General features: G+C 68.0%; 17 protein-coding genes. 10 read left to right on the top strand and 7 right to left on the bottom strand.

What is annotated here, in order from left to right:
* Positions 1 to 5 precede the first annotated feature (5 nt).
* Positions 6 to 1,241 (bottom strand): DUF4010 domain-containing protein, encoded by a 1,236-nt coding sequence (locus tag BMZ45_RS13965; RefSeq protein WP_091637130.1) that lies wholly within the window; start codon positions 1,239 to 1,241, stop codon positions 6 to 8.
* Positions 1,242 to 1,398: 157 nt separating this feature from the next.
* Between BMZ45_RS13965 and BMZ45_RS13960 the strand changes: the two genes are divergently transcribed.
* Positions 1,399 to 2,067: a hypothetical protein gene (locus BMZ45_RS13960; RefSeq protein ID WP_091637129.1), complete on the top strand. Its 669-nt coding sequence runs from the start codon at positions 1,399 to 1,401 to the stop codon at positions 2,065 to 2,067.
* Between the two features lie 25 nt (positions 2,068 to 2,092).
* On the opposite strand, the gene greB is transcribed toward BMZ45_RS13960, so the two are convergent.
* The 3 genes from greB to BMZ45_RS13945 all read right to left on the bottom strand — a co-directional run bounded on the left by greB (position 2,093) and on the right by BMZ45_RS13945 (position 4,687).
* Positions 2,093 to 2,596 carry a transcription elongation factor GreB gene (gene greB / locus BMZ45_RS13955; RefSeq protein WP_091637128.1) on the bottom strand — a complete coding sequence of 168 codons (504 nt, stop codon included), beginning with the start codon at positions 2,594 to 2,596 and terminating at the stop codon, positions 2,093 to 2,095.
* Between the two features lie 6 nt (positions 2,597 to 2,602).
* On the bottom strand, positions 2,603 to 3,094 hold the full coding sequence (locus tag BMZ45_RS13950) for a copper resistance protein NlpE (RefSeq protein ID WP_139215516.1): 492 nt from the start codon (positions 3,092 to 3,094) through the stop codon (positions 2,603 to 2,605).
* A gap of 69 nt (positions 3,095 to 3,163) precedes the next feature.
* Positions 3,164 to 4,687 (bottom strand): helicase HerA-like domain-containing protein, encoded by a 1,524-nt coding sequence (locus BMZ45_RS13945; protein WP_091637126.1) that lies wholly within the window; start codon positions 4,685 to 4,687, stop codon positions 3,164 to 3,166.
* Positions 4,688 to 4,852: 165 nt separating this feature from the next.
* On the opposite strand from BMZ45_RS13945, the gene BMZ45_RS13940 reads away from it, so the two are divergent.
* The 6 genes from BMZ45_RS13940 to BMZ45_RS13915 all read left to right on the top strand — a co-directional run bounded on the left by BMZ45_RS13940 (position 4,853) and on the right by BMZ45_RS13915 (position 11,881).
* Positions 4,853 to 6,406 (top strand): transglycosylase SLT domain-containing protein, encoded by a 1,554-nt coding sequence (locus BMZ45_RS13940; protein ID WP_091637125.1) that lies wholly within the window; start codon positions 4,853 to 4,855, stop codon positions 6,404 to 6,406.
* Between the two features lie 11 nt (positions 6,407 to 6,417).
* Positions 6,418 to 7,611: a site-2 protease family protein gene (locus BMZ45_RS13935; protein ID WP_091637124.1), complete on the top strand. Its 1,194-nt coding sequence runs from the start codon at positions 6,418 to 6,420 to the stop codon at positions 7,609 to 7,611.
* A 15-nt stretch (positions 7,612 to 7,626) separates the two neighbouring features.
* Positions 7,627 to 8,310: a lysoplasmalogenase gene (locus BMZ45_RS13930; protein WP_254776645.1), complete on the top strand. Its 684-nt coding sequence runs from the start codon at positions 7,627 to 7,629 to the stop codon at positions 8,308 to 8,310.
* A 451-nt stretch (positions 8,311 to 8,761) separates the two neighbouring features.
* Entirely contained in the window at positions 8,762 to 9,436 is a 675-nt protein-coding gene (locus BMZ45_RS13925) for a hypothetical protein (protein ID WP_091637123.1), read from the top strand.
* 399 nt (positions 9,437 to 9,835) lie between these two features.
* Complete coding sequence (locus BMZ45_RS13920; protein WP_139215515.1) at positions 9,836 to 10,240, top strand: hypothetical protein; 405 nt, start codon at positions 9,836 to 9,838, stop codon at positions 10,238 to 10,240.
* A gap of 27 nt (positions 10,241 to 10,267) precedes the next feature.
* Positions 10,268 to 11,881 (top strand): XVIPCD domain-containing protein, encoded by a 1,614-nt coding sequence (locus BMZ45_RS13915; protein WP_091637121.1) that lies wholly within the window; start codon positions 10,268 to 10,270, stop codon positions 11,879 to 11,881.
* 221 nt (positions 11,882 to 12,102) lie between these two features.
* Here BMZ45_RS13915 and BMZ45_RS21845 read toward each other — a convergent pair whose 3' ends face one another.
* Positions 12,103 to 12,333 carry a hypothetical protein gene (locus BMZ45_RS21845; protein ID WP_139215514.1) on the bottom strand — a complete coding sequence of 77 codons (231 nt, stop codon included), beginning with the start codon at positions 12,331 to 12,333 and terminating at the stop codon, positions 12,103 to 12,105.
* Between BMZ45_RS21845 and BMZ45_RS13910 the strand changes: the two genes are divergently transcribed.
* On the top strand, positions 12,332 to 13,528 hold the full coding sequence (locus BMZ45_RS13910; protein WP_091637120.1) for a hypothetical protein: 1,197 nt from the start codon (positions 12,332 to 12,334) through the stop codon (positions 13,526 to 13,528). The two genes, BMZ45_RS21845 and BMZ45_RS13910, sit on opposite strands and share 2 nt — an antisense overlap.
* A 60-nt stretch (positions 13,529 to 13,588) precedes the next feature.
* Here BMZ45_RS13910 and asd read toward each other — a convergent pair whose 3' ends face one another.
* Both asd and BMZ45_RS13900 read right to left on the bottom strand, forming a co-directional pair.
* Positions 13,589 to 14,434: an archaetidylserine decarboxylase gene (gene asd, locus BMZ45_RS13905; RefSeq protein ID WP_091637119.1), complete on the bottom strand. Its 846-nt coding sequence runs from the start codon at positions 14,432 to 14,434 to the stop codon at positions 13,589 to 13,591.
* Positions 14,431 to 15,075, bottom strand: a complete 645-nt coding sequence (locus BMZ45_RS13900; RefSeq protein WP_091637118.1) for an SCO family protein — start codon at positions 15,073 to 15,075, stop codon at positions 14,431 to 14,433. The genes asd and BMZ45_RS13900 overlap by 4 nt, the downstream gene beginning before the upstream one ends.
* Positions 15,076 to 15,567: 492 nt before the next feature.
* On the opposite strand from BMZ45_RS13900, the gene BMZ45_RS13895 reads away from it, so the two are divergent.
* Both BMZ45_RS13895 and BMZ45_RS13890 read left to right on the top strand, forming a co-directional pair.
* Positions 15,568 to 16,368: a hypothetical protein gene (locus BMZ45_RS13895; protein WP_254776644.1), complete on the top strand. Its 801-nt coding sequence runs from the start codon at positions 15,568 to 15,570 to the stop codon at positions 16,366 to 16,368.
* Positions 16,369 to 16,433: 65 nt separating this feature from the next.
* The gene (locus tag BMZ45_RS13890; RefSeq protein WP_254776643.1) at positions 16,434 to 17,510 is read left to right on the top strand and encodes a type IV secretion system protein; all 1,077 of its coding nucleotides are present in this window, start codon (positions 16,434 to 16,436) and stop codon (positions 17,508 to 17,510) included.
* Positions 17,511 to 18,344 lie beyond the last annotated feature (834 nt).

Genomic DNA, 18,344 nt, shown 5'->3' with positions numbered 1-18,344 from the left:
CTAGCTCACGCCGTCGCCCAGGTCGCGGCGGCGCTGGCCGCGGCCATGCCGAGCAGGCCCGCCGCGACGTGCAGGGCGTAGCGGCGATTGCCGCTGGCGAAGGCCAGCACGGTCTTGGCCGCGGCGCTGGCGGCGAGCAGGCCGACCACGCCCCAACGCGCGTGGTCCAGGCTCAGATCGCCGGCTTGGGTCAGCTGGGCCACGCTGGCCGCGGCCGCATGCAATTCGGCCAGGGCCACCAGCACGGCGGTGATCAGCGCGCCGGCGTCGCCGAACAGATGGCGCATCCACGCCGACAGCAACAGCACCGCCGCGATCACCGCCGCCAGCAACAGGGCCTGGCTCAGGCGGAACGCGCGCGCGGGCGGCGCCTTCGGCAAGGCATCGCTGCCGCCGCTGCGATGCAGGCCCAGCGCCGCGGCGATCGTCAGCGCCATCGCCGCGGCGGCCAGCGGCCACGCGCAAGCGCGCAGCAGCGCGGGCGCGGCGGTGCCGATCACGCCCGCGAACAGCGCCAGCGAAGCCAGATTGGCGAGCAGGGCCGCGGCCGCGGACACCGAAGTCAGGCCGGCCTCGCTGCGGCTGCGTTCGCCGAAGCCGGCCACCGCCGCGGTCGAAGAGGCGAAGCCGGAAAAGAAGCCGGCCACCGGCAGGCCCCAGCGCGCGCCGACGCTGCGCAGCGCGATATGACCGAGCATGCCCACCGCCATCACCAGCACCACCAGGCGCCACAGCGCCGAGGGCACCAGCACGCCCCAGGGATCGACCGCGGCGTCGGGCAGCAGCGGCAGCACGATCAGCGCCGCCGCGGCCAGCAGCAACGCGTCCTGCAGTTCGCGCTCGGACACCACTCGACGCGCGAAGGCCTGCAAGGACCGCTTGGCGAACAACAAGCCGGCCACGAGCACGCCCAGGCCGGCGGCCAGCGCGGGTTCGCTCTGCGCATACGCCGCCAGCAGCGCGGTCGCGGGCAGGGCGACCTCGCCGGTCAGGCCCGGGTCGTCGTTGCGGGTATGCAGATAGCTGGCCAGGGCCAGCGCGCCGACCACCACCACCAGCGCCGCCAACACCGCGGTACCGAGCAGCGCCGCCACGGCGGCCGCGATCGCGACCACCGAATGGGTGCGCACGCCGGCCACGGCGGTGCTGTCGCCGAGGTGGGCGCGCTCGCGCACCACCCCGATCAGCACGCCGATCGCGATCGCGCTGAGCAGGCCGCGCAGTTGGGCGTCGAATTCCAAACCCGGTCTCCGGTGTCGTCCGCGTCTGCGGCCATCTTAGGCGCGCGGTCGTAGGCCGGCCATCCCGCCCTGGCCTGCGCGGCGCCGCTTTTGCGTGAATCTGGGAAGCGGCGCGGGAGTAGGATTGCGCGCAAGGGACTGACACAGGGGACGGACGATGAAACGCAGCAAGACGATGTGGGTGGGGATGGGGTTGGCGCTGGCGTTCGTCGGCACGGCGGGGGCGCAGGAGCCCAAGCTGGAGCCGATGACTCAAAGCATGCTGGTGGACTATCTGCCCGACGACTCCCAGGTCGAGACCCGCCTGGACGGCGACTTCAACGGCGACGGCATCGGCGACACCGTCTACGTCGGCGGCAACGACGAGAAGCGCCTGCTGAAGCTGATGCTGGGCTACAAGGACGAATTCGATTGGGGCCATTCGCCTGCGGGCGAAGCCGCGCTCGAGGTCGCGCCGCTGGGTTCGGCCTCGCTGTCGTTCAAGAAGGGCGTGCTGATCGTCGGAGACCTCACCGGCGGCACCACCGCCACCGCGACCACCTATCGATATCGCTACGACGCGCAGACCAAGCGCATGCGCCTGATCGGCCTGGATGCCGAGCGTTACAGCCGCACCAACAGCCACGACACCTTCAAGCTCAGCTGGAACCTGCTGACCGGCGCGCGCATCGTCCAGCGCGGCCGCGTCAACGACAGCGGCAAGGGCGACGAGGCCTACCGTTACGACCCGGAGCGCAAGCTCTCGAGCAAGTCGGCGCCGGTGTATATGGAAGAGACGCCGAGCCCGGACGCCTTGATCGACGCGGAGTTGGAGGCGGAGGGCTGAGGCTTCTGGCTGGCGCCCTTATTGCTCAGTCCTGGTATTCCACCGCCACGATCGCGAACCGCGCCGCCCCGCCGGGCAGGGCCGCTTCGAACTCGTCGTCGACGCGCTTCTTCAGCATCGCCCGCGCCAGCGGCGAATCGATGCTGATGTGGCCCAGGCGTGCGTCGGTCTCGTCGGGACCGACGATGCGGTAACGCTGCAGTTCGCCGTCGGCGATGTTCTCCACTTCGATCCAGGCCCCGAAATACACCGCGTCCGGGTCGGAAGGCGCGGTCTCGACCACGCGCAGCGCGGGCACGCGCTTGCTCAGATAGCGCACGCGGCGGTCGATCTCGCCCAACTGCTTCTTGCGGTAGATGTACTCGGCGTTTTCCGAGCGATCGCCCTCGGCCGCCGCGGCGGCCAGGGCTTTCACTACTTCAGGGCGCTGGACGCGCCACAGCTGGTCCAGCTCCTGCTTGAGCCGGGCGTGGCCCTCCCGCGTGATCAGGGCGGTGCTGTGTTCCGCGGGAGGTCGCCATCGGCCCATGCGTCGTTACAGCGCGCCGGCCTGGCGCTTGAGGCTGAGGTTGGCCTGGCTGTCGATGGCCTTGCCTTCCTTGTCCAACGCGCGGATCTCGTCGGCCGACACCACCTGGTACAGGCTGTCTTCCTCGCTCTTGCTGTTGGGGTCCAGGCGGATGCGCTGGCCGGCTTCCTCGGCGGTCCAGGTGCCGTCGCCCTTGGTCTCGCTGTTCTTGCGGTCCTGGTAATTGGTGGCGACGGCGTAGCTGCCGTCGGCCTTGAGCTCGAGCGTGGTGTTGATGCCCGGGCAGTCGGCGCAGGGCAGGGTGCCGCTGAAGGTGCCGGCGAAGGCCTTGGGATCCAACGCGGGCGCGACCGGCGCCGCCGGTTCCGGCGCGGCGGCCGGCGCGGCCGCGGCTTCGGCCTTGGGCGCATCGGCGGCGGGTTCGGCCGGCTTCTGCGGTTCGCAGCCGGCGAGGGCGATCAGGGCGACGCTGGCGAGCACGAGCAACTTCGGGTTCATACGGACACGCTCCTGGTTGACGATCGAAACGGACATGGGCGATGCGATTGAAGGGAAGGGCGGCGCTGCTTACTTGCGACCGCCGAAGATGCCGCCCAGCAGGCCGCGCAGGATCTGCCGGCCGATCTGGTTGCCGACGGTGCGCGCGGTCTGCTTGGCCATGGTTTCGACCATGCCTTGGCGGCGCTTGGTGCCGAACACCGCGTCCTTGACCGCCTGGCCGAAGCCGCCTTGCTCGGCTTCGTCCTGTTCGCGGGTCTTGGCCGGCGGCGCCTCGGCCTGAGTGGCTGCGGTCTCGGCGCGCTTGGCCAGCATTTCCGCGGCCGATTCGCGATCGATCGCGGTGTCGTACTTGTGGCCCACCGGGCTGCCGGCGCGCACCTGCGCGCGTTCGGCCTCGGTGATCGCACCCATGCGGCAGCGCGGCGGCGCGATCAGGGTGCGCTCCACCGGCATCGGCACGCCCTTGTCCTGCAGGGTCGAGACCAGGGCCTCGCCGGTGCCGAGCTTTGAGATCGCCTCGGCGACGTTCAGCGCGGGGTTGGGCACGAAGGTTTCGGCCGCGGTCTTGACCGCCTTCTGATCGCGCGGGGTGAACGCGCGCAGCGCATGCTGCACGCGGTTGCCGAGCTGGCCGAGGATGTCGTCGGGCACGTCGTCGGGGAACTGCGAGCAGAAATACACGCCCACGCCCTTGGAACGGATGATGCGCACCACCTGTTCCACGCGCTGTTGCAGCGCCGGCGGGGCGTCGTCGAACAGCAGATGCGCCTCGTCGAACACGAACACCAGCTTGGGCTTGTCCAGATCGCCCACTTCCGGCAGGTTTTCGAACAGCTCCGACAGCAGCCACAGCAGGAAGCTCGAGTACAGACGCGGCTTCATGATCAGCTGATCGGAGGCGAGGATGTTGATCAGGCCGCGGCCGTTGGGCGCGGTGCGCATCAGGTCGGTCAGCTCCAGCGCCGGCTCGCCGAAGAAGGCGTCGCCGCCCTCCTGCTCCAGGCGCAGCAGGGCGCGCTGGATCGCGCCCACCGACTGGGTGCTGACCAGGCCGTAGGAGGTCGAGATGTCCTTGCGCTCCTCCGCCACCAGCGCCAGCAGCGCGCGCAGGTCCTTGAGGTCGAGCAGCAGCAGGCCGCGGTCGTCGGCGAGCTTGAACACGATGTCGAGCACGCCCGACTGGGTGTCGTTGAGCTCCAGGATGCGCGCCAGCAGGGTCGGGCCCATCTCGCTGGCGGTGGTGCGGACCGGATGGCCGAGCTTGCCGAACAGGTCCCAGAACACGGTGGGGCTGGCCTCGGGCGTCCAATCGGGCACGCCCAGCTCGGCCACGCGCGCCAGCAGCTTGTCGTTCGCGGTCCCGGCCACGGCCAGGCCGGCGACGTCGCCCTTCACGTCGGCCAGGAACACCGGCACGCCCAGGCGCGAAAACCCTTCCGCGATCGTCATCAGGGTCACGGTCTTGCCGGTGCCGGTGGCGCCGGCGACCAGGCCGTGGCGGTTGCCCAGCTTGGCCTGCAGGTAGACCTGGCCGCTCTCGGGCGTGGTCACCGCCTTGCCCAGGAGGATGGCGTTCTGCGTCGAGTCCATGTCCGCGTCCGTTGGAAGATCGGTCGATTCTAGCGGCAGCGTGGTATCGGCGTGTCGGCGTCGGCCCGCGCCAGATGAACCGGCAAGGTGCGCGCGCTCACGCTTCCTTGCCCCGCATGGACCCCGCGGCTACCCTGCCTGGACCCTTCGCTGCCCTTGTCGTCCATGCCCCCATTTGTCCGTCTTTCCGGCGCCTTCGCGCCCGTCGCCGTCCTCGCGCTGGCCGCGCTGTCCTTCGATGCCTCGGCCCTGTCCAAGCGCGACCAGGCCGCCGTCGACGCCCTGAACCAGCGCATGCAGGCCGCCGAGGCCAAGTACCGCGCCGCCCTGGTGCAGATCCGCAACGCCGATCCGGAGGGCCAGAAGCTCAGCGACGCGGCGCTGGAGGACATGGAGGACGTGATCACCGCCTGCAACAAGCAGAAGGGCTGCCAGCTCACCACGATGCTGACCAGCTACAAGCGTCTGCTCAAGGCCAATGCCGATGCCGAATCGCGCGCCGACGCCGGCGACGAGGAAGACGAGACCCTGCTGGACACCGACGGCTCGCTGGCCGCCGACGTGCCCCAGGCCGCGCGCGCCGCCGCCCTGCTCAACGCCGACGGCCAGCGCTTCGTGAAGATGGTGCAGTACAACCCGGCCGTGCAGGCGGGCATCCGCCGCTGGCTGACCGACATGCGCGGCTCGCTGATCCAGAGCCACGAGAACTACCAGTACATGCGCCAGATGATGTGGCCGCAGTACGAGCGCGCCGGCCTGCCCGAAGCGCTGCTGTTCGGCATCATGGCCAAGGAATCCAACGGCCGCGTGCACTCGACCTCGCGCGCCGGCGCGGCCGGCCCGATGCAGTTCATGTACGCGACCGGCAGGCGTTTCGGCCTGGGCGACGACGGCACCGGCTTCGACACCCGCTACGACGCGCGCGCCTCGGCCCAGGCCAGCGCGGAATACCTCAACGAACGCATGGCCGCGCTCAACAACAGCATCGAGATGTCGTTGGCCGCCTACAACGGCGGCGAGGGCCGCGCCCAGCGCGTGTTCAACGCCAGCGGCGGCCGCAATTTCTGGGACGAGTCGGTCTACAACCAGTTCCCGCCCGAAACCCGCGACTATGTGCCGATGGTGATCGCCGCGGCCTGGCTGTTCCTGCACCCGAAGGAATACGGCCTGAGCTTCCCCAAGGTCGATCCCAAGCCGGCCAACCTGCGCCTGAGCCAGCCCAGCTCGATCTACCAGTTGACCATCTGCCTGGGCAACGGCGGCACCCGCGACGGCTACATGCGCGTGCTGCGCAATCTCAATCCGCGCTACCAGGCCGACAGCTATCTGCCCACCGGCACCAGTCTCAACGCCACCACCAAGATCGTCGGCCTGTACAACCGCTGGTGCGTGCAGGGCGCGCGCGCCGATCTGGCGCGCACCCTGATGCTCAGCGATCCGAGCACGGCGATCGTGCGCACCGGTCCGGTGACGATGGTGACCTCCACCGCGGCGGGCGAGGACGGTACGGTCGCGGTCGCGCCGGCGCCGCCGGACCCGCCCAAGGCCAAGGAAAAAGACAAGCCCAAGAGCTATCGCGTGCAGCGCGGCGAAACCCTGACCTCGATCGCGCAGAAGTTCCAGTGCGACACCGGCAAACTGGCCAAGCGTAACGGCCTGAAGGCGCCTCGTTATTCGATCCGCCCGGGCCAGACCTTGAAGATCGACGGCTGCAAGTAAGCGCCGTCGGCATGGACGCCGCTGACGAAAAGCAGACGGACCAGGGCGCGACGGCGCCCTGGTCCTGGTCGCCGCGGCTGAACCGGGTGATGGAGACGCTGGCGGGCACGCTGGTGGCCGTGAGCGTCTTCGGCGCCGCCGTGACCTGCAGCTCTATCGTCGAACCGCTGTCCGGCTTGTCGGCGGTGCTGGCTTGGGGGCTGCTGTTCTTCGGGGCCGTGTACCTGGCGCTCGCCGTGCACGAGTTCGGCCACTACCTGGGCGCGCGCATACGGCGCATGAGCGTACTCGCCGTGGCCATCGGACCGATCGAGTTGCGGGCGGTGGTCGGTGGCTGGCGCTTGCGCCGGTGCCGTAGCGAGTACGCGCGCGAGGTCGGCGGGTATGTGCTCGCGTTCCCCGATCCCGAGCGGCCTGCGCGCCGCGATTGCGCGGTCATGCTGCTGGGCGGTCCGCTGGCGAATCTCGCGCTGGCCCTGGCCCTGGGGGCGATGCTGGCGACGATGGCAGCCTCGTCCTGGCAACTGCTGTGCATCGCGCTCGCGCTGCTCAATTTCGCCGGCTTCGGCGCCAATCTGCTGCCCTACCAGAGCCGATCCCTGGCCTCGGACGGACTGCAGTTGCTGCAGCTGCGGCATTGGCCCGCGGACGCGCAGAAGGATCCCGGGCAGGTATGGATGCGGCTGATAGGCCGGTCCTTGCGCGGCGTCACCGCCGACGAATTGCCCGAGAGCGAGCTGCGCGTGCTGGCCGAGCGCGCCGACGTGTTGCCTTTGCTGGACGAATGGTTCCGGCTCAAGGCGCTGCAGAATCTCGGGGAATGGCGGCGGGTCGACGCCTTGGAGCGTGCCTTGAACCGCCGCGTGTCGGCGCTCGACGAAACCCTGTTGGTCGCGATGAGTCGCAGCTTCCTGCCGCTGTTGCGGGCCGAAATCGCGTTCTGCCGCAGCATGGCCAGCGGCGATGCCGGTCATATCGAGGCCATCGGCCTCGCGCCGGCGGTGCAACGCGACGCTCCCTATCTGATGCCGCGCCTGCAGGCCCTGGCCGCGGGCCTGCGCGGCGACGCCGAACGTTCGGCGGCGGCGATGGAACGATCGCGCGCGGCCGCCGAAACTTCGATCGACGTCGCAACCCGTCGCTGCGAAGGGCGACTGCGCGGCTACATGCAGGCGATGATCGAACAGCGACAGACCGCATCGTAAGTGGAGGGGCAGGGCGTGGGACCGACCGATACGATCGACAGGGCGAAATCCAGCGACGGTGGCGCACGCTACTGGCTGCCCGCCATCGCGCTGGCGTCGGTGCTCGCGATCGTCGGTGCGATGGCGCCGCTGCCCTGGCTGCACTACCTAGCCAAACCCAGCGCGACCTTGCTGGTGCTGGCGATGGTCTGGCGCATGCGGACCGGCGCCCCGACGTATCGGCCCGCGATCCTGATCGGCCTGGCGCTGTCGACCCTGGGCGACGTGTTCCTGATGCTGCCCGGCGACTGGTTCGTGTTCGGGCTGGGCAGCTTTCTGTGCGCGCACCTGGCCTATCTGGTCGCGTTCACGCGCCGGGCGCGCGCGTTCGCGGCGCTGTGGCCGTTCCTGGCCTACGCCGCGCTCGCCGCCGCCGTGCTGGCGGTGTTGTGGCCGCATCTGCCGAGCGAGCTGCGCGTACCGGTCGTGGTCTACGTGGCGGTGCTGGCGGCGATGGCCGCGCAGGCCGCGGCGCTGTGGTGGCGGCAGCGCACGCGCGCGACCGCGCTGGCGGCCCTGGGCGGCCTGAGCTTCGTGATCTCCGACGCCAGCCTGGCGATCGACCGTTTCGCCGCACCGTTCGCGAGCGCGAGCGTGGTGGTGCTGGCGACTTACTGGCTGGCGCAGACCTGGATCGGCTTGTCTGTGCGCGAGCGCTAAAGCGCGTGAGCACGCAATCAGTGCCACCTGTCTACAAGCAGTGCGGCTGATTTACATCGCCGCTATTCGGCTCGGCGCAAACACGGGCTTGCCGGCTTGTACCGGCTACGGCCTCGCCCTATAAACGAGCGACACAGCGGCGAGCGACCGCCGCAACGAAACGTCGTCGTTCAAGGCAGGGAGCGCCATGTCGAAACGGAGCATGCAAGGATCGATCGCGGACGTGTTGTTGTACATACTGCTGATCGGCGCAGCGGCGCAGCGGCGTACGCGCTTCGGGCGGTTCGTGCATCGCCTGTTGCGATCCGCCCTGACCGCGGGCGTCTAGGCGGCGGCATCGCCGTTTTCTGCGGCGATGCCGTCTTTGCCCAGCCCCGATACCGAATCCGGTGCAATAGGTCGTACGACGATGCGAATATGAGTGCGGCCCACCACGGATCGCTCTCGCCTCATGATCGTACTTTCCGGGTTCTTCTACGCGCTCGCGCACCATCCGTTCTGGTCGTGGTTGGCGCTGGTCCTGCTGGCGCTGGCAGCGAGCCTGTTGATGCTGCGGTGGACCGGAAAGGCGCGCTGGATGCTGCTGTTGCTGGCGGCGTTCATCGGCGGTCAGCTCAACATCTTCACCGGCCATATCCTCAACGCCTGGTTCCTCAATGCCTACGGCAGCCGCGGCACGGCGGTGATCGTGCACTCCGAGCTGACCAACTCCACCCTCAACGACCAGTACATTTCCGATTACTGGGCGGTGCTGCGCACCGCGGACGGGCGCGACGTCAAGTTCGAGTTCGACACCATGTCGGCCAGCATCTATCCGATCCGCAACACCATCCTGCTGCCGCCGCAGGGGCAGCGCTTCGTGGTCAAGTACGTGCCGGGCTTCGAACGCAACGTCGCGATCATGAGCGACGAGTCCGACTACGGACGCCGCTGGGCGGTCGCGCAGGCGCGCGGGCCGGTGGACAGGGCCGCCGCGCAACTGGCGGCGAGTCCGGACAATCCCGAGTTCGTCGAGGAATACCGCAGCGAATTGCGGCGCTTTCTCGACCAGCACCGCAAGGACGCCGACCCGGCCCTGGTCGCGAGGTTCGAGCGCAACTTGGGCGAGTTGGAGCAGGGCCGATAGCCGCGCCTGCTCGCATGGCCGGCGCCGCGATCGCCGCGGCGGCACCTCGATCCACGGCGGCTGCGCGGGTCGCGCGGGCGACGAGCGTCCGTCGTCGCGCAGGCATTGCCGCACTCGGGTGAGCGGCCGTCAGCGGCATGCTTTGTGCGCCTTCGCTCTGCCTTGTCGTCGGTCCGAGCCTCGTGCTACTACTGAGCCACCGACAGGAGCCTCGGTGGCCCCATGCTTACAGGACGTTGTTTCAGCGTTTTCGCCTTAGCCGCCTTATTGGCGCTGCCGGCTTGCGCCGCCAAGTCGCCCAGCCCCGACAGCGCTGCCGTCGAGCCGGCCGAGGCGGCGACTCCCGAGCGGACCGCCGCTGCGCCCGCGCCCGCCGCCGCACCTGCGGTCGCACCCGTCGTGGCGGCGCCGAAGCAAGAATTCTCGGGCCAGTGGGCCTATCGCCAGTCCTGCGGCTGGCAGCACAGCGCCCACCTGGAATTGGTCGAGTCCGGCAACGGCGTCAGCGGCCGCTGGGACGACGGCACCCGCGCGCGCGGGGACAACGGCCAGTTGCAGGGCGAGCTGCGCGACGGCCGTTTGTATCTGCGCCTGTGCAGCGAAGGCGAGGCCGGTGGCAAAATCCCCACCTGCCCGAACTATGGCGAAGCATCGGCCTACCTGGCGCGCGAAGGCGCCGCGCTGGGCTGGTACCGCAAGTCCGGCGACGGCTACCGGCCTTATCTGAAACTGCACCCAGCCGGGGCCGGCCAGGCCGTGCCCGACGACACCAGCGGCTGCGAAGAAGACGCCGAACAGGACTGAGCGCGATCACGCCAAGGAGGCGACGCGATGAACGTACCCGCAGACCAAGTAGCACCCGCCGCCGCCACGCCGCGCCCGCTGACCGATGCCGAACTGCGCGCCGTGGCGTATTTCGCCATCGGCGTGGGGTCCGAAGGCAGCATTGGCGGGCGCGACGTATCCACGCGCCTGTCCTTCGCCGGCAACCGCGACGCCGATACCGGCCGCATGTCCCCGGTAGGCAACAGCGGTTATTCCATCGGCACCCTGCAGACCGATCTGGGCCAGCACCCGGAAGTGATTCCGTCCCTGCTGGACGCGTACCAGGCCTGGGCCGCGACCCAGCCGGCCGGCACCGCGCTCAGCGCGGCCGAGCGTCGCCAGACCGCCGCCGACCTGGCCCGCAACGGCGACACCATCGACGCGCAGAACGGCCGGCCGATGGACGCGCGCATCGAACGCAACCTCAATACCTTCCTGCGCTCCGATGCCGGCGTCACCTACATCCACGATCGCGACGCGGCCCAGGTCGAGGAGCTGATGACCGGCACCCTGGCGCAGGTGCGTCAGACCGCGCTGTTCCGCAATTCGACACCGGACGATCAGATCCGTCTGGCGGCCATGGTCGCCAAGGTCGAGAACCAAAGCGGCGATCGCTGGGCGCCGGGCCTGTTGCGCGACATGAACAACGGCACCCACGACAGCGTCGCGGACGTCAATCAGGCCATCGGCCGCATGCTGCGCGCCAACGGCGACTACATGGAGTCCGGCCGCGACGCCACCCTGGCCGGGGCCGAGGTGGTGGTCGCACTACGCAATGCCGATGCGCGCAGCCCCCTGCATACCGCCTGGCAGGGCGTACTCGCGGATCCGCTGGCCAATCCTTCGCAGCTGGGCCAGGACGCGACCCGTCCCAACCAGCGCGCCGAGTACACCACCATCAAGGAGCTGTTCCTGCAGAAGGAACAGGCGCCGGCGTTCATCGATGCCCTGGACCGCGGCGCGGGCTACGCCTACGGCCGCCCGCAGGCCGAGGGCCGCAACCGCGCCACCGGCGGGCTGTACGCTCAGGGCGACGACTTCGTGCTTTGGAATCGCGACGGACCCGGCCGCGCCTATCTGGACGGGCAGTGGTCGGAGGTCGCGCGCAACGACCTCAGCCGCGTGCGCAACCGCGACGGCACCACCGACCTCAACCTGGCCCGCGACGGCAACGTCAGCCAACTGCTGCACGTGGACCCGCGCGCGCCCGGACTGCGCGCAAGCCTGGACGTGGATGCGCCGGTGGCGCCCGAGCGCGCGGACCATCCGCTGTTGCGGCAGGCACGCGATCAGGGCCGCGGCCTGGACGCTCAGCTGGGCGCGGTGAGCGGCGATGCGCGCGCATGCCTGGATCTCAACGTGGCTTGCCTGGCCGCGCAGCACCGTTTCGACCGCATCGACCACGTGATGCTCGGGCGTTCGCCGCCCGGGCAGGAGCCCAATGTGCTGGTAGTGCAGGGCGAACTGAGCGATCCCGGTCGCCGGATCGCCTCGATGCCCCTGGCCGACGCGTTGCGCGGTCGCAGCGAAGAACTGCAACAGCGTTTGGGCGCCGTGCCCGCGCCGCAGACCGAGCAGCAGGAGCAGCAGCAAAGCCAACGGGCCGCGCGCTCGATGTAGCGCCTGCCGGCGCGCGTCGCCGGCAGGACTGCTGACGATCGGCCGCCGGGTGCGATTGCCTGCGCGCGGCGGCCGGCGCTCATGGCGTTTCCGCGAGTGCCCGGCTTTTGCCGTGGCACCTGCGTGCGCGCAGGCCGATTCATCGTAGCGAGCGCCGATCCGCCAGCTGGCGCGGTCGATGCGTTGGGAGTGAGTGAGCCGACACCGCTCCAATCGCTGTTTCACGCAGCGTCAATCCGCAGGCTGCGCACATCTTTCCTGTTCCGGGCGACGCCTGAAGATTCGCATGCGCCACGCGACAGGAAGTCGTCCGAAAACGGCGAGTAATCGGCCGTAACCCAGCGCATACAGACGCTGCGCCGCCGGCGCGTAATCGCATCACCGTCGATACATCCACGCCGATCGCGCTCGCGCATCGCGACGACCGCGCTCGGCCCGAAGGAGCCCGCCATGAAGCTCTCGCTGCCCGTTTCGCTGTTGAGTCTGAGTCTGTTCGCCATCGGCGCCGCCCAGGCCGCGCCGCCGCGTTACCGCATCGATTACCTGCCGTCGCTGGGCGGTTCCAGCACCGCCACCAGCATCAACGATCTGGGCTGGGTCGCCGGCCGGTCGACGCTTACCTCGCCGGCGCCGTCGCATCGTCACGCCGTGCTCTGGCGCAACCGGCAGATCACCGACCTGGGCACCCTGGGCAGCCCGGAGCGTCAGAGCGCCGTGGTCTGGCCGGTGAAGAACGTGCGCGGCATCATCGCCGGCATCGCCGAAACCAATGTGATCGACAGCGAGAACGAGGACTGGAGCTGCTCGGCCTTCCTGCTGGCGCGACCGGCCGGTGGCCCGCGCTACCAATGCCTGGGCTTCGTCTGGGAGGACGGGCATATGCGGGCCTTGCCGACCTTCGGCGGCACCCATGGCTTCGCCACCGGCGCCAACAATTTCGGCCAGGTCGTGGGCTGGGCCGAGACCACGGTGCGCGACCCGGTCGGCTGCACGCTGCCGCAGAAGTTCCAGTTCCGCGCCGCGTTGTGGGAACCGCGCCGTAACCGCATCAAGGAGCTGCCGCCGGTGGTGGCGGCTGGCGATACGGTCAGCGCCGCCACCGCGATCAACGACCGCGGCCAGGTGGTCGGTATTTCCGGCATCTGCGACGACGCGGTCGGCAAGTTCAGCGCGATACGCGCAGTGTTGTGGGAGCGCGGCAAACCGACGGTGCTGGGTGATATCGGCGGCGCGGCCTGGAACACGCCGATGGCGATCAATCCGCAGGGCGACGTGGTCGGCTTCGGCAATCAGTCGCTCACCGACGAAGGCGCGCCGGACTGGGGCGCGTTCCTGTGGACGCGCCATGGCGGCATGCGCGCGCTGCCGAAGCTGGCCGGCCATCTCAATGCGCAGGCCAACGGCTTGAACCTGTGGCGGCACGCGGTGGGCCGTTCCTGCACGGATGCCAGCATGTCGGCGTGCGATGCGGTGCTGTGGCGCGATGGCGGCGTCCATCGTCTGCGCGATCTGATCGCGGATTTCCCGGCCGACGGCCCGCGCCTGACCACCGCGACCGACATCGACGATTTCGGCCGCATCAGCGGACAAGCGATCAATCCGCAGACCGGCGCCGGCATGGCCTATGTGGCTACGCCGATCTACTGAGTTTGTTGGTATTGGCCCAACCCCTCTCCGCTGCGGAGAGGGGTTGGCGCGCCGGCGTCTTCAGTCGGTCCGAGTGGCCAGCGCCTGCCCGAGCCACACCGCCGTCTCCGCGGCCAGCGTCGGCGACAGCGTGGCCACGCCCGGCGGCAGCAGCACGATCACGGTCGAGCCGTAGTTGAAGCGGGCCATTTCGGCGAAACGGTCCAGCGCGATGCCGGCGCCGCGATAGTCCTTGACCGTCACGGTGTCGGCGTAGCGCGGAATCTCGACGCCGCTCCACACCGTTTCCACGCCGGAGACCAGCAGCGCGCCCACCATCACCACCGCCATCGGGCCGAAGTCGGTATCGAAGTGGCAGACCAGGCGTTCGTTGCGCGCGAACAGGCGCGGCACGTTGCGCACCGCGTCCGGACCGACCGAGAACAAACGCCCCGGCACGTGCACGGTTTCGCGCAGGGTGCCGGCCCAGGGCATGTGCACGCGGTGATAGTCCTTCGGCGACAGGTACACGGTCGCGTACACGCCGTTCTCGAACGGCTCGGCCGCCGCATCGTCGCCCAGCAACTCGGCGGCGGTGAAGGACTGGCCCTTGGCCTGGAAGATGTCGCCGTCCACGATCGGCCCGCATTGGCTGATGCGTCCGTCGGCCGGCATCAGCAGGCTGCGCGGATCGGCATCGGCCACGCGCGCGCCCGGCTTGAGCGCGCGGGTGAAGAAGGCGTTGAAGGTCGGGTAGGCGCGCGGATCGGATTCGGCCGCCTCGGACAGGTCGACGCCGAACTTGCGCGTGACCGTATCGATCAGCCACTGGCTGACCGCCGGGCGGCTGGAGTAGGCCAGGGCGCGCGCGATCGACGACAGCGCGCGGTGCGGCAGCACGTAGGTGAAGGTGGTCAGCAGGCTCACGGCATGGCCTCGGTCAGGGCGGCCATGTCGGCGGCGATGGCCTTGGGATCCAGCGGCGGCTGGATCAGTCCGGCCATGCGGCCCTGCGGGTCCAGTACCGCCATCGAGGCGCTGTGATCGACCGAGTACTGATTGGCCGGCACGCCTTCGGGCGGCGGCACCTTGGCGAACACCATGCTCAGCGATTTGGCGAAGCGCTCCAGCGCCGGCAGATCCGCGGTCGCGGCCAGGGTGTCCTTGTGGAAGGCATGGGCGTACTCGCCGATACGGTCGGGCGTGTCGCGTTCCGGATCGACCGACACGAACAGCACGCGCGGACGCAGCGCTTCCGGGATCGAGGCCCACTGCTTCTGCGCCTGCGCCATCTCGCCCAGGGTGGTCGGGCAGATGTCGGGGCAATGGGTGAAGCCCAGGAACACCAGGGTCCAGTGGCCCTTGAGCTCGCCCGGCACCAAGGCGGTGCCATCGGACTGGCGCAATGAGTAGGCCGGCAGCTCGCGCGGCGGCGCGAACAGGCGCACGGCCTGGGTCTGCGGCCACTGCGAAGGCGCGGCCGTACCGAAGTGGCGTTGTGCGGCCCACAGGCCGAGCGCAGCGGCCAGCGCGGCGACGAGGACGAGGACGGTGGTGCGATTGAACATGGCCGGTCCGACAGGGGTATCCCAACCATGATACCGGGCCGGCCGTGCGGGACGGGTGCGGCATAGCGCCGCAGCGGGCGGGGGGCGGTCCGTCTTCAGGCCCACGAGCAAGGACGCTGGCGCTTGGGCATCGAGGGAGCGGCTCGTACGCGACGTTCGCGTTCGTCGTGAAGGCAAATACCAGTGGTGTCCGCTCTTGCTTAGATTGTGAGTTAGTAATTCTTATTTTTGATATTCATGTTGCGGGGTTTGGTGATTATTAGTGTGATATGGCACGCATTATCCGTAGATAGTCCGCGCATCACTGAATAGCGTCTCCGCCTAGTGGAAAACACCTCTTGCACTGCCGCTGAAAACCCGCGCTAATGTGACCGTGATCGCGTTGTGGATGGTTTCTGTCGCGATCTGTGTGGGTGAATGTTTGTGTATAAATTGCGCATTATTTTTTGGCATCAGGCCGGTCGCGAAATGAATCGCGAGAGGATGAATACGATGAAATGGAGTTTCCCGTCTTTGTCGCGCAAGCGCCGCTGTACGATCGCCTTGCTGGCCGTTTGCGGCCTGGCGTCAGGGCCCGTTGCGGCGCAAGTCGTAGTCGAGGACCCGGGCCTGATCATGGGCCAGATCAAGCAAACCTTCGCGGATGCCAAGGAGTTCGGTCTTCAGGCCCAGCGCTGGGGCGAGACCTACAAGTCCTACACCGAAACGTACAAGCACTATCAACAGCAGTTGATCCGTCTGCAGCGCCTGAACATGGGCGATCCGCAGATGGAAGACACCTTTCCCGAGCGCGATCTGAACTACGGGATGGCGGATAGCTGTCCCGAGAAAGGCAACGGCGAGGGTGGCGCGCGCGGTCTGTTGACGGGCGTGTTCGCGGCTGCGCAGCCGAAGATGGACGGCAAGGTGCTGGACGAACAGCAGAAGATCTGCGAGCGCATGGTCCAGGCCGAGAACGCCAAGTACAACGAGTCCGTGCGCATGCTCAAGACGCTGATGAAGCGCAATCGCGAGTTCCAGGACGTGCAGCGGCAGCGCGACCAGGTCGGCGACGAGCAAGGGGCGTTGGCGGCCAACGACAACGAGGTCCAGCGTTTCGTGGCGCGCACTTCGATGGATCTCGATTACTGGCAGGCCCGCATGACCGCCTACCAAAGCTATATCGAGTCCTTGAAGTGGGATCAGGCACGGCTGGCCAAGCGCGCGATGCGCGGCAAGAAGGGACAGGGCATGGGCGGCATCGTCGGTCAGGTCGTCCAGGCCGCTGCGCTCAAAGCCGCTCTGAAGCCCTGAGTCGCCGGTAGCGCGGGCGAATCGCATTTCATCGAACGGGGCTTGGCCCCAGCAGGAAGCTAACGATGCCAGCAGGGTTGCAATGGGGCAGCGGCTTTGTGGCCGCGTGGGAGGCCTGGTCGCCGCGCGCGGCCGGCATCGGCGAGTTCGCCTTCTTCAAGCTGGTCAACGACTACCTCAGCGTCAAGGTCGATGAGTTCGGCTTGGAGCTCATGGGGCGCTTCATGACCTGGGCCACCGGCATCGCGCTGACCCTGGTCACGCTGTGGATACTGATCGCCGGCTATCGCATCGTCACCGGGCAGTCGCGCGAGCCGATGATCGCGCTGGTCACTAGCATGACCCGGATCGCGGTGATCGTCGGCGTGGCCACCACCATGTCGGTGTTCGGCGGCGATTTGCACCAGACGCTGACCGGGGACCTGGACCGCGAAGTGCATGGCATGTTCACCGGCAACAGCGACCGCAGTTCGGCCGACGCGATCGACGAGAACCTGGCCTACATGCAGGTGGCCCTGAGCGCGATCGACGCGGTCCAGATCGTCGACGGCGACCAGCAGATGTACGACGAAAAAGCCCGCGCGTTGCTGTTCGCCGGCTTCGGCACCGCCAGCCCGCCGATGACGGCCGGCGCGATGCTGCTGCTCTACAAGTTCACCCTGGCGCTGTTCGTCGGCCTGGGGCCCTTGTTCATCCTGTGCCTGATCTTCGACCAGACCAAGGACCTGTTCCGAAAATGGCTGATGTACGGCCTCGGCACCTTGTTCTCGATGGCCATGCTCAGCGCGGTGACCGCGATAGCGCTGGAACTGGCTTCGCGCGTGGCGGGGGCGCTGTGGATGGCCAAAGCGATCAACGGCATCCTCGGCACAGACGTAGAAGGCCTGACGACCCAGGCGATGCAGCAAGGCGGGATAGGGCTGCTGCTGACGGTGCTGATCATCACGGTGCCGCCGGCGGCTGCGATGTTTTTTCAGGGGACGCTCGGAGGGTTCAACCACTTCTCTGGTTTTCAAGCCAAATCTGAAGCCACGTCGCAAGCGAGGGCTGCCTATCAACCGCCCATGCCCGCAGCGTCAAATCCTGACTCTGGTCGCACAGGTGGGCAAACTCTGCCTGGTTTAGGGCCCAGAACTCCATAGGCGCACGGCCGTGATTGAGCTTCAAGGAGATGCATATGAAGTTGAGGGCGATCTTTGCTTTAGCGATTACTTGCAGCGCCATCTCAACCAAAGTTGAGGCTGAGGGGAACTGCCCCCCTGGCTACTATCAGTTGCCGGGCCCGACTCAGGGAGTCATCAACTGCGGCCCCGTTCCCGGCGACAACGCCTCTGAAGCCGAGGCGGGCCCACGCTGGGCCAGTCGATGGGGTGCTATCGCGATCGATGAGGGCGAAAGCAATGTCGGCGTAGGGGCGGCTGCGGCAATGAGCAGCAAGCGCAAAGCAATACAAGCGGCGTTGGCGGAGTGCCGAGGGAAAGGCGGGCAGAAGTGTGAGATCAGCCTGATATACGACAATCAATGTGCCGTCGTCATTGCTGGCGTGGGCTACTCGAGGTCACACGGTGGAGCAACTGTAGAGATTGCAGCAACACGAGGTTTGAAGATGTGTAATGAGGCTGGGACTAGTCAATGCCAAGTCTATTACAAGGCCTGCAGCCTGCCTCAGCAGATACAGTAAATTTCCCTGCGCAAGCGCAGTTCGACGTTTCGAAGCGGATAGAGACAGTGAGAACCCGGGCATTCAACAATCCCGCAAATACTCCCTGCGGTGTTGCAAGCAGCCAGCCAGGACGGGATGAAGTCATTAAATCAAGTGGAAATCGCCGATGAAGATTCCACTCATTGTCCTCTTGCTGCTAGTCGTTGGGCCGGTAGGTATGGCTCGGGCGGAAGGAGGCACCTGCCCGCCAGGCTTTTATCCTCAGAACGGTCCCGGCGTACTAGGCTGCGCTCCAATTCCGGATGGAGGGGCG

Origin of the sequence: Lysobacter sp. cf310 (genome assembly GCF_900114355.1) — a bacterium.
Taxonomy (GTDB): Bacteria; Pseudomonadota; Gammaproteobacteria; order Xanthomonadales; family Xanthomonadaceae; genus Lysobacter.
The sequence above is the reverse complement of the archived record's forward strand: the minus strand, read 5'-3'. Positions and strand labels throughout refer to the sequence as shown.